Annotated in this window: 10 protein-coding genes and 6 pseudogenes; 14 read left to right on the top strand and 2 right to left on the bottom strand. The window is 43.4% G+C overall.

Annotated elements, in window-relative coordinates; all coding sequences use genetic code 11:
• Nucleotides 1-684 precede the first annotated feature (684 nt).
• From ABRZ28_RS24030 to ABRZ28_RS23985, 10 genes and pseudogenes are all read left to right on the top strand, one after another.
• Nucleotides 685-1,017 carry a hypothetical protein gene (locus ABRZ28_RS24030; protein ID WP_330521855.1) on the top strand — a complete coding sequence of 111 codons (333 nt, stop codon included), beginning with the start codon at nucleotides 685-687 and terminating at the stop codon, nucleotides 1,015-1,017.
• Between the two features lie 83 nt (nucleotides 1,018-1,100).
• Nucleotides 1,101-1,340, top strand: a pseudogene (locus tag ABRZ28_RS24025) (RHS repeat-associated core domain-containing protein); the annotation flags it as partial.
• Between the two features lie 88 nt (nucleotides 1,341-1,428).
• Entirely contained in the window at nucleotides 1,429-1,728 is a 300-nt protein-coding gene (locus ABRZ28_RS24020) for an Imm74 family immunity protein (protein WP_330521854.1), read from the top strand.
• 6 nt (nucleotides 1,729-1,734) lie between these two features.
• Entirely contained in the window at nucleotides 1,735-2,181 is a 447-nt protein-coding gene (locus tag ABRZ28_RS24015; protein ID WP_319606553.1) for a hypothetical protein, read from the top strand.
• Between the two features lie 511 nt (nucleotides 2,182-2,692).
• Nucleotides 2,693-3,607 (top strand): annotated as a pseudogene (gene tssI, locus ABRZ28_RS24010) (type VI secretion system tip protein TssI/VgrG); the annotation flags it as partial.
• A 48-nt stretch (nucleotides 3,608-3,655) separates the two neighbouring features.
• A complete protein-coding gene (locus tag ABRZ28_RS24005) occupies nucleotides 3,656-4,189 on the top strand; it encodes a hypothetical protein (protein WP_330521853.1) in 534 nt (177 codons plus the stop codon).
• Nucleotides 4,190-4,211: 22 nt separating this feature from the next.
• Nucleotides 4,212-4,712 (top strand): hypothetical protein, encoded by a 501-nt coding sequence (locus ABRZ28_RS24000; RefSeq protein ID WP_330521852.1) that lies wholly within the window; start codon nucleotides 4,212-4,214, stop codon nucleotides 4,710-4,712.
• 290 nt (nucleotides 4,713-5,002) lie between these two features.
• Nucleotides 5,003-5,296: pseudogene (locus tag ABRZ28_RS23995) on the top strand (type VI secretion system tip protein VgrG); the annotation flags it as partial.
• A gap of 96 nt (nucleotides 5,297-5,392) precedes the next feature.
• Nucleotides 5,393-5,830 (top strand): glycoside hydrolase family 73 protein, encoded by a 438-nt coding sequence (locus ABRZ28_RS23990; protein ID WP_330521856.1) that lies wholly within the window; start codon nucleotides 5,393-5,395, stop codon nucleotides 5,828-5,830.
• Nucleotides 5,831-5,842: 12 nt separating this feature from the next.
• Nucleotides 5,843-6,277, top strand: coding sequence for a hypothetical protein (locus tag ABRZ28_RS23985; protein WP_330521851.1), 435 nt, complete (start codon nucleotides 5,843-5,845; stop codon nucleotides 6,275-6,277).
• A gap of 712 nt (nucleotides 6,278-6,989) precedes the next feature.
• Here ABRZ28_RS23985 and ABRZ28_RS23980 read toward each other — a convergent pair.
• A pseudogene (locus tag ABRZ28_RS23980) lies at nucleotides 6,990-7,166 on the bottom strand (IS3 family transposase); the annotation flags it as partial.
• Nucleotides 7,167-7,295: 129 nt separating this feature from the next.
• On the opposite strand from ABRZ28_RS23980, the gene ABRZ28_RS23975 reads away from it, so the two are divergent.
• Nucleotides 7,296-7,577: a hypothetical protein gene (locus tag ABRZ28_RS23975; RefSeq protein ID WP_330521850.1), complete on the top strand. Its 282-nt coding sequence runs from the start codon at nucleotides 7,296-7,298 to the stop codon at nucleotides 7,575-7,577.
• A gap of 48 nt (nucleotides 7,578-7,625) precedes the next feature.
• Here ABRZ28_RS23975 and ABRZ28_RS23970 read toward each other — a convergent pair.
• Nucleotides 7,626-8,064: pseudogene (locus ABRZ28_RS23970) on the bottom strand (IS1 family transposase).
• A gap of 352 nt (nucleotides 8,065-8,416) precedes the next feature.
• Here ABRZ28_RS23970 and ABRZ28_RS23965 point away from each other — a divergent pair.
• From ABRZ28_RS23965 to ABRZ28_RS23950, 3 genes and pseudogenes are all read left to right on the top strand, one after another.
• Nucleotides 8,417-8,635: a hypothetical protein gene (locus ABRZ28_RS23965; protein WP_330521849.1), complete on the top strand. Its 219-nt coding sequence runs from the start codon at nucleotides 8,417-8,419 to the stop codon at nucleotides 8,633-8,635.
• Between the two features lie 125 nt (nucleotides 8,636-8,760).
• On the top strand, nucleotides 8,761-9,861 hold the full coding sequence (tri1, locus tag ABRZ28_RS23960) for an ADP-ribosylarginine hydrolase Tri1 (RefSeq protein ID WP_442878745.1): 1,101 nt from the start codon (nucleotides 8,761-8,763) through the stop codon (nucleotides 9,859-9,861).
• 262 nt (nucleotides 9,862-10,123) lie between these two features.
• Nucleotides 10,124-10,618: pseudogene (locus ABRZ28_RS23950) on the top strand (glycohydrolase toxin TNT-related protein); the annotation flags it as partial.
• Nucleotides 10,619-10,730 lie beyond the last annotated feature (112 nt).

Below are 10,730 nucleotides of genomic sequence, written 5' to 3'. Positions count from 1 at the left end.
TGGATATTACAGTGCACTAAGACCGCACGAATATAATGGTGGGTTACCACCAAACGAATCGGAAAACCGATACTGGAAAAACTCTAACGCGGTGGCCAGTTTTTGTTGACCACTACAGTTTGATGCGAATGCCATAAAGAAATATGCCGGTAGCGTAAGCAATTTCTTACACTATGACGACGTTATGAAGGTTACTTACTATAAGAACCGGTAGTACGACCCTAATATCGGATGGAGTGTTGCACTTGGTCCGATAGGGCTTAGGTGGTCTTAACCTTTATGCGTATGTCAAAAATCCACTCACTTGGATTGACCCTCTGGGGCTCGCAGGTTGCCATTTTGATCAAAAACCGAGACGGTGGCGTGATAGCGAAACAGGTCGTTTCACTCGGCGTCCTACTGACCCTTCTGAATTAGTGAATAATGGCAGAATAAACCATGCAGATATAGAAGCGTGGGCCAACCAAAATGGGGTGCCTAATACATAGAGAAATGATCCATGGAGAAAATCCGGCAGCAGCAGCTAAATTCCCAACATCAAATGCCGCGCAAGGTCCAACGCCCAGCATTAGAAATATCTCTACAAAAGAGGTGGTTAGAACGGATGGTTCATGGGGAACGTTCAAGTCTGCTCCAAATGGTGCTCACATTCCTCTTGATGGTTCTCCATTCTAAGGAGATGAAATGAAAATCAGTGAGATAGAGTCAAGACTCTCTGATATGCCAACAATAATGAATATATCAGATGAATTATTTTTAATAAAAATGTTAATGCAGGTTGAAAAGAATGATCTGATCGAAAATAAAAAGATATTTTTTAATCTTATAGAATCATTAGAATTATCTCATATGGATAATGGATTTATGGAAGTGACAAAAGACAATGAAGGATATTTTTTGGACTTTTATAAATGGTTAATTAAATTAAATAGTGATTATGATTTGAATATAAAAAATAATACTATAGAAATTTTTAATCTAACCAGTGATGAAGTTAATAATCTGATGAATAAATAGATAAAAACCGGTAAAGCGATCGGCACCAATTAAGCGAGGCGGAAACGCAACGCAACAACATGCGACAGCGCGCGACTTACGGCTACGACGCTTTCGGGCGGCGGGTGGAGGAAAGACGCGAGACGCCGGTACACCAGCCGCTGCGCTATCAGGGGCGGTATTTTGATGCGGAAACCGGGTTGCACTATAACCTGTTTCGCTACTATGATGCGGATGCGGGGAGGTTTGTTAGTCAGGATCCGATAGGGCTGGAAGGTGGTATTAACCTCTATGCTTGCGGTCCGAATCCACTCAGTTGGATCGACCCTCTCGGTCTGAAATGCATCCAGAAGAATATTCCATTTTTATTTCCTTATGGGGATTAACTCAAAAATCCGCTTGCTAATAACGGGATGATAACTGAGGATTAAAATGAAAATAACCGGAACGAATTCTTATATCATCCTGGATGATGACGGTAAAAAAGTTAAGGTAGAAGGAGAAATGGTGATCGGTGAATTTATAGTCAATGTTAAGTCCATGAAAAATTTTGAACCACCGTATGAAAAAGAAGAGTTAACGGAGGAGGTAAAAAAAGAATATATAGATAAAACAATACAAAAACAGCAGGAACATATATGGAAATCAAGTTTGAATGATCTTTATTCTTTAATCAAAAGAGACCCTGCTCTGCCAGGACATTGTCAACCAACAAAACTGCATGGAAACTAAAACATTATGGCATGGCTGGGATTTATCACTTTCTGGGCAATTACATTAGTCTATATCTGGAATGGAAAAGACAATTTTAATAAAAGAGAATGGTTACATTTTATGTTAAAACTCTTTAGAATATTTATAGTTACTGCTGCATTCAGTCTGGTGTTAAAAAGCATTCTGACTGTATGGCCAGTCATATCCCTACCCACTGCAAAATATGTAACGCTTATCCTCTCAACGTCTCTTCTAGCTGTATGGGCAATGAAGTTCCTCGTGGTAATGCTTTGCACCATGTTCAGCAGAATGCTGGACTTCCATCAGCAGCATAATACCGCTGAAAATTATGCAAAATTATCATCCCTTTCAAACAATTTTGGCCCGGCGCTTTTGATACTTGCAAAATGTTTTGTCTCCGCGGGGAGCATACTGATTTTTTACGGCATATGGCTGGGTACAACTTACTAAGTTTACGGGATTTTTATGGACGTTAATAATAGCTATGATTTTCCGGTGACGTCAGTATTTACTCAAGATAAGAGAGTCTGGTTTGTAAGCATGTATCCATACTTACGTCGCCAAGTTTTTTTCACCCGGCCTTTTCGTGGTCAGCTAACGTTGGCCACAGTATCTGACCCATCAAGCCTGTTTACCATTTATTAAACATAAAAAACACAAGGGAATCTGGATTTTCCTAATTTCTTTTTCAATGTGTTGTATCAACCAAGTAGAACGCCGACATTCTCCACTTACATGGATTGAACACTATGCTCAACCGTATCACCGCACAGTTGCCCGTGGAGGGCCTGCTTTTCTGGAAGCTCGACGGCAGCGAAGCGTTGTCCGAATCCTTTTCTTTTGCCCTCCCCCTCCTCGGCACCGACGCCCGTATCGACCGCAGCCAGTTGCTCGGCCAGCCCGTTACCTTCACTCTGCCCACCCAGCCCCTGCTCGCCAACCGCTACCTCACGGCAAGGTCACCCTCTGGCCGCGCACCTACGGGCCGCAGACGGCAAAAGTGGTGGGGCCCGAAGGCGAATCCATCTGGACCGACAAATACGGCCGGGTCAAGGTCAAATTCCACTGGGACCGGCTGGCCAAGGGCGACGACACCAGCGCCTGCTGGGTGCGGGTCTCCAGCGCCTGGGCGGGCCAGGGATTTGGCGGCGTACAGATACCGCGCGTCGGCAATGAAGTGGTGACTGACTTTATCAACGGCGACCCCGACCGCCCGATTATCACCGGCCGCGTCTATAACGAAGCCAGCATGCCGCCGTGGGCGCTGCCGGCCGCCGCTACGCAGATGGGCTTTATGAGCCGTTCGAAAGACGGCTCGCCGGACAACGCCAACGCCCTGCGCTTTGAGGACAAGGCTGGCGAAGAATAGGTGTGGCTGCATGCCGAGCGGAATATGGACGTGAGCGTGAAAAATGACGCTACCCGCTCCATCGGCAGCAACCACAGCCATTACGTGCGCAAAAACGAGTGCCACCGCGTGGAAGCCAATCAGTTGCAGGCGGTAAAAGGCGGCACGGAAATTCTCACCGGCCAAGGGAAGCTTGACGCGGTGGTGCTGGCCTCCGGCACCATGCGGCTGCTGGTGTGCGGCAAAAGCGCCATCGAACTTCAGGCGAGCAAACAGATCAATCTGGTGGGCACCGGCTTTAACCTGTATGTGGAAGGCGACGGCCATATCTCCACCAGCAGCGGCAAGCTGCATCTGAATACGTCCGGCGCACAACCGGGAACTTCCGCACCGGGACCGGATCATAAGTCGAATATCAATGCGGCGGTGGAGGCGCTCTTCTCGCCGGAAAAGGAGAATAATAAAGGCGCCGCCGCACCAGCGGTCAGGCAACAGGCGCAGAGTGGGAAAAAGGCAAAGCCAGCCTAAACAAGCGCATCAGCGCAAACCAAGACTAGAATCATTGATGATAATATCTTGAAATATATAGTGAAACCTGAAGGCATTGAAGAAGAACAAGGCAATCGTCCTGAAGTTTATGGTTTTAGAAAAGGAAATGGCCCTGCTTATGGCGAAATTCTTGCAGCAAGAAATACGTATGGAGTAAGAAGCGAGCAAGAATTCGCGCTCGTAAAAAAATACATGAGCGAAAGCGCAAGCAACGCGGGAGCGCTTAACTTTACCGATCCAGGAAAGCAAGCGGCCGTAATGTCCCTTGCTCATATGCGTGGTGTGGGTGGCGCGCAAGCCATCTTAAATTCCATGGAATCTGGAAATATTGTAAAATCAGCTAAACTTACACCACAAGCAATTAACTATATTGAATCTATGGATGCTAAGGATTTTCAGGAGTCGCTAAAAGAAGCCCGAGTTGCATATGATATAAAAATATATGGAGATTCAAGTACCAGCAAGGGAGGAAAAACATATAACTGGTGGGATCATTATGGTGATGGCTTACAGAAAAGACATGCCAAAGAAGCAAAAGAGTTTTTAAAACTATCTAATTGAGTTATAGGATGGCTAGCAAGTTATGAAAAAATTTATTTATGCTATTTTATTTTTCTTCCTCACGTGCAATACACCAATTTTCGCACAGGAAATTGATAAATTATCAAAATACGACACGTTAGATGAAGTTTCAAAAATATCAGAAAATAGTGAAATTAAAATTCTATTAAAAAACTTACTTAAAGAAGATTACAATGCATTTATATCTAACTTTGATGTTTATGGGGAACCCCATAAATTGGCAGATCACGGCCTATTTGTTGAAGGATGGTTGAAAGATCTTTATTTATATAATGCTTCTGCATTTGTAATTTATCCCGATGGTAGACTATATACTGCATGGGTAACCCCACGTAACGAAACAATTCAATATCGAACTAATGTTGCTAGTTCTGAAGCCATTCAAAATGATATCAAGAATTGGGCATCAAGATTTGAGGATATGAGTTTTGTAAAAAAAATAGAAATCAAACCTCCCCCCTCGAACACGTTTCATATTTTGAAACAGATAAGTACCTGGTAAAAATATCACCAGATTGCAATAACAATATTTACACTTGTAATAGTTTTACATATGAAGGGAAAAGAAAATCAGATGGTTCAACATTGAATTTATCAGGAATTTCCATAAGAGAAAGCTGTAATAATAATTGTGAAATTTTAAGCTATAGATTTGAAAACAAAGAAACAAAATACTTGCTAAGCAAAATAGACAACAGCTTAATGATAATATCTAACAATAAAATTATTTTGCATGCAAAAGGAGTATGGTCTCAGCAATAAAAGTTTATCTATCTGAAAATTAGTGAATAGAATGACGCTACCCGCTCCATCGGCAGCAACCACAGCCATTACGTGCGCAAAAACGAGCGCCACCGCGTGGAAGCCAATCAGTTACAGGCGGTAAAAGGCGGCACGGAAATTCTCACCGGCCAAGGGAAACTTGACGCGGTGGTGGAAAAGTACGAACTGGCCTCCGGCACCATGCTGCGGCTGGTGTGCGGCAAAAGCGCCATCGAACTTCAGGCGAGCGGACAGATCAATCTGGTGGGTACCGGCTTTAACCTGTTTGTGGAAGGCGACGGCCATATCTCCACCAGCGGTCAAGCAACAGGCGCAGAGAGGGAAAAAGTCTGCTGGCCCCAAAACCAAATCCTCCACTGCCGATAAGAAAATGACACTTTAAAACCTCGACCTGCACATATTCAGAAATTTATTGGTTCTAATTTAGAATCTGCAAAAAAGGTAAATCAGGACTGGGGGATTCCTGTTTCTGTAACATTGGCGCAATCTGCTCAAGAAACAGGATGGGGACAACATGTAAAAAACAACGCCTGGCTTGGGATTAAAGGAAAATCCACTTCGGAAACTAGTGTGTCATTTAAAACATCAGAAGTAATAAATGGCAAAAGGATATCAATCACCGATAGTTTTCGTTCATACAATGATTTCGCTGAATCCACAGATGATTATGGGCGTTTTTTAAAAACCAACCCGCGATATAAAGCAGCATTTGATTCCGTTGATAGCCCTAATGATTTTATCGATAAAATTGCCAAAGCAGGGTATGCTACAGATTCTAACTATGCAAAAAGTCTGAAAAAAATAATCACTTCTCAAAACTTAACAGAATTCGATTAAAGGCGATGAAATATGTTATGTAAGATTAAATTTACCGTATTGACATGCATTATGTTTTTGAGTATTAACACGCTGAGTTACAGCGCTATTGTCGAATCTGAGTCGCCTATAGGCATACATGCATCAGAAAAAACACAAGACATTGAAAATAAATCTATTTTATCTGTAAATAGAGCCATTCGTGATAATAAGCTAACAACATTACGAGACCACTGCCTAGCTTATGATTACGATGAAACATCAGATAATGAATATTATATTGTTACTGTCAGGGAAAATAAACGCTATGCAATTTGCGGAGGAGACCCTAACACATCAATAACTTTATTTAGATTTAAAATCAGCAGAGATGATTTTTCTCTATATACCGACGCTGGCGCAGAAGATGGGAGCTTTCATCCCATAAATAATAATTTTTATAGAGCAACTGATTTTCCAAGAAAGTAATCTATCGGGATAGTCAATCAGTTGCAGGCGGTAAAAGGCGGCACGGAAATTCTCACCGACCAAGGGAAGCTTTACGCGGTGGTGCTGGCCTCCGGCACCACAATGCGCCGCAGGTTCACGTCAGCTTCCGCTATGACTCGCTGGAGCGGCGCATCAGCAAGACCCGCTGGCAGACGCAGCACGGGGAGCCGCAGGGAAAACCAGTCACCCCCCGTTTTATCTGGGAGGGCTTCCGGCTGTTGCAGGAAATCCGGGGCGGCCTACCGCTGACGTATTGTGCGGCCCCGTCACGGGTTGACGTAATAAAAACAGGTAATGCCAGCGGTACGGCGTGTTGTTATGATGCGGGACGTGCAGACAGGAAAAGTCACGGTGCGGCGGTAGCGTGTACGGGCCAAAAGTGCGCGTCGGGGCCTGTGGGTTAAGATGCGGTTAATACTGTAAAAAACGTTCTTTAAAAAGCTATCTATATCAGAGAGCTAGACGCGTTAAAAAAGATGACGGTGTAGGGATCGTCCCTATGACCCGATAGGACTGACGGGGGGTTGAACCCGTACGCTTATGCGCCGAATCCGCTCAGTTGGATCGTTCCGTAGGGTTGCCGAAATGTATGGTAGTTGGTGAATCAGGGTACCACGTTCTTGCAGTAAGAAAGTCCAAAGGAAGGCTCTTTGTAGGGGTCAACAAAAACTGACCACAGCTTTAGAGTTTTTCAAGAAAATTGTTCTGATCCATTCGGCGTCAAACTGCCATTATATTGATGGGGGCTGAGTTGGCTATAATATCCCGTGGTGTAATTCGTTATCGCGCTTATAGCTTCGTTAGAATTTGCGAATCAACAATCCATTATGCATTCCATTTTAAGGCTTCGGAAGAACCAGCAATTTCCCACCGACTCAGGTTTTACTTTACCGAATATCTTCACAGTAACGGCCTGAAATTTCTTCTGGTATAATGGCCACACCTTCTGCCCGTAAGCCGACGGGTACAAACTTAATATCATTTTGACGGTTTTAATATGGGATTAGAATTGGATTACATTAGTGATAATGCATGGAATGACCTTGTTAAATCCTTTGATGGGGTATATTCCAATACAGATGTGGATATTTTAACAGAAAAAATGAACGGTGCACGCGACATGGCTATTGTTATAAATGGGAAAATAGGGTTAAAAGGAGGGCTTGAATGGATGGAGCGAAAAGTAAAAACGCTTGAAAATATCCGTCCTTTAGATTGCCTAGATGATCCCGAGTTAATTAAACGACTCCGTCAATATTTAATAGAATTGCCATGCTAAAATATTTTATTAGAAATTTTGTCATACCGAAACAGGTAATGCGTCCAATTAGTAGAACATGAATTTTTCGATCAAGATGCCAATGACCTTTTCGTGTAGTTCTACAGAGCGCGAGAAGCAGAGGGTTCGCCGGGCGAGCCTTTTATTCGGGTTCTCAGCGTCAGGTTGTTACGTTCAATGCGCTGAGTAAATATTTTGCCGGTCAGATGGTTCTCCTTCGGCACCTCTCTGGCATAACTGCCCCAGTCATCTCTCGTTATCATACCGATTTTCAGGGTTCTGGCTGTATCACGAACGCCAGCGCCGTTGAAGGCCATATCGACGATTTGCTCTTTGACTCCCGGCTTTCGCGCTTCATAGCGGTAGGTAAGCTGAAACACGCGATGGCAATCACGACAGCGGAATCTGTCGTGTCCCTTAGGGGTCTGAACATGGCGATAAACCTAAGCGGGCTGATACCGGGGCAACGAACATGAACACTGGCCATTCGAGAATCTCAAAAAGCGAGCATTATACATCAGATTCAACTAATTAGAGGCACCGCCCTGAACCAGTATGCGCCGAACATTTTATATTGATGGCGCATTAATGTAAGTTAAAGGTTCCTTATAACAGGATATAGTTTATATGGGGGTTAATATATCGAAACTTCATGAAGGCTTCAAATTGGAAGTTGAAAATCCAGGTTCTTCGGATGAAGAAATAAAAAAATGCGAGATTTTTTCTCAGAAAAAGATATTCCTGAAGAGTACATTTTTTATATCTCAAGTTTCAGAAGCTAAAATTTTAGTACAAAGCGAGTCATATATTAGAATATGGGCGCTGAAGGATGTATTGAGATGAATGAATCTTACCATATTCAAAAATATATTCCTGATGCAATAGCCATAGGTGATGACGAAAGGGGTCAGGTAATATTTTATGCAACAGAAGGTGATGGTTATGGTCTATATAAAGTAGGATTCAAAAATCTTGATATTGAGGATGCTGTTTTCATCTCTAATAGTCTTTATGATTTACTAATGAAAGGTAATGGTGCTGATGATTTAATTTCATAGATGACTCGTATTAGATATTTATCAACTCATATCATTTAGTACGGTCTGACACTGATATGTTTTTTTAGTATGTCTGGTTATGTTCGACCAGAGTCCACACCATACACGCTATCTAGTTGGAGGTTATTTTGTTAGATTTGCATACAGATGTTTCCTCTTTAAAAAATTTTATTCATGAGAATTACCCATACGTAATACCTGATGGTTATCATCAGGCTTTTCAGGAAGAATGTGGTCTGCACCTGGATTATAATCGGTGGCTTAGCGAACCGTCCGATTTACCAGACTGGCTACATTCCGTCGGGCCGCAGCTGAGTGAAGAAAAATTACTGGACAGAGCGAAAGGCTCTCTTGTCGGCCTTGCGGCAGGTGATGCAGTTGGCACCACGCTTGAGTTTTTACCTCGCGACCAAAAATACGTCGATGATATGATTGGCGGTGGTCCATTCCAACTTAAAGCGGGGGAATGGACAGATGATACGTCTATGGCGCTTTGCCTGGCCGAAACTTACGTATACTGCCATGATCTAAACGTGACCGATTTTAGAAATCGTTTAGTGAACTGGTATCACTATGGTACAAACAGTTCGAATGGCATTTGTTTTGATATCGGCAATGCAACTCGTCACGCGCTGGACGCTTACCTGCAACATGGGGATGAGTGGTTCGGCAATAATGATGCGCACACAGCTGGAAACGCGGCAATAATACGTCTGGCTCCTGCTGCTATTTTTCATCGTCATTCTTTACTACATACCCTGGCACAATCTGAATTACAAGGTAAGGCCACTCATGGAGCGATAGAGTCTATGGACTGCTGCCGTCTGCTGGGAATGATACTGCATCATTTACTTAATGGCGCGGAAAAATCTGAGGCCCTGGCAACAAAAACTTGCCCTTTGAATGCCAGAACAGCGCTAATTAATGCGGGAATTTACAAAAATAAAACCCGGGAACATATTCGCTCTAGCGGATATGTGATTGACACGCTTGAAGCAGCGTTGTGGGCTGTTTGGAATACATCGAATTTTCATGATGCTATTTTATTGGCTGCAAATCTGGCTGACGATGCCGATAGCGTCGCAGCCACGGCTGGACAAATTGCAGGGGCTCTGTATGGCTACTCTGGAATCCCGAAAGTATGGCGGGATAGACTGGTTGAGGAAGAACGTATTTCCGGGTTAGCTGAACAACTATGGGATGGTTCCAAACCCTATAAAAAATAACATTAATTCTGGACTTCCCGTGTAACACATTATGGTAGCTTGAACCTTTGAGATTAATTAATTAGCGACCTATTATTTCCCTCATGCGGGTAATGCAAAAGAAATCACAATAACCAGAGCGAGAGCCAGGGCTATTGAGAGGGATATGGGACTTAATAAAGATTCATTATCAGGAGGGTTTAAAGTTTGAAGAATAACTGGCGTCAAGGAACTTGAACCTCGTAGTCCTTTAGGTGGAAATGATTTCTTTAAAGGCCCTGAGTACGATCCCGAGGATGGGCAGATTGCTTATCCTGATCCGATTGGGCTACTTGGTGGATTAAACCTTTACCAGTATGCGCCGAATGCGCTGACTTGGATCGACCCGTTGGGGTTGTCATGTAAGAACAGTTGGAATGATTTCCAGGCAAAATCAAATAAACGGCAGTTTGCTTCCAGAACTGAAGCAGCCAAGGCATACGCTTTATGGAAAAAGCAAGATTGGGCCGCGTTAGAGAAATTCATGGGAAATGGTGCTTGGCCGCCTAATCGTGGTTTTGTTATTTCAACTAAAAAAACTCTCATGCCTGGAACTAAGGTGAATCGTTATGGTGGGTGGACTGATGGAAGTGGTTTCCGTGATACAGGGACTTTCTTGTCACCAGCAGGATCCTCGTTTGAAGGGCGAGCCCTTCCAAATCATACGTTAGAAAAACCACTATCTACTTATGAAGTATTGAAACCTTATAAGGTTGCAGTTGGACCGGCTATACTGTAGTGGTCAACAAAAACTGGCCACCGCGTTAGAGTTTTTCCAGTATCGGTTTTCCGATTCGTTTGGTGGTAACCCACCATTATATTCGTGCGGTCTTAGTGCACTGTAATATCCA

This window comes from Brenneria sp. g21c3, assembly GCF_040240345.1.
GTDB lineage: Bacteria > Pseudomonadota > Gammaproteobacteria > Enterobacterales > Enterobacteriaceae > Brenneria.
The sequence above is the reverse complement of the archived record's forward strand: the minus strand, read 5'-3'. Positions and strand labels throughout refer to the sequence as shown.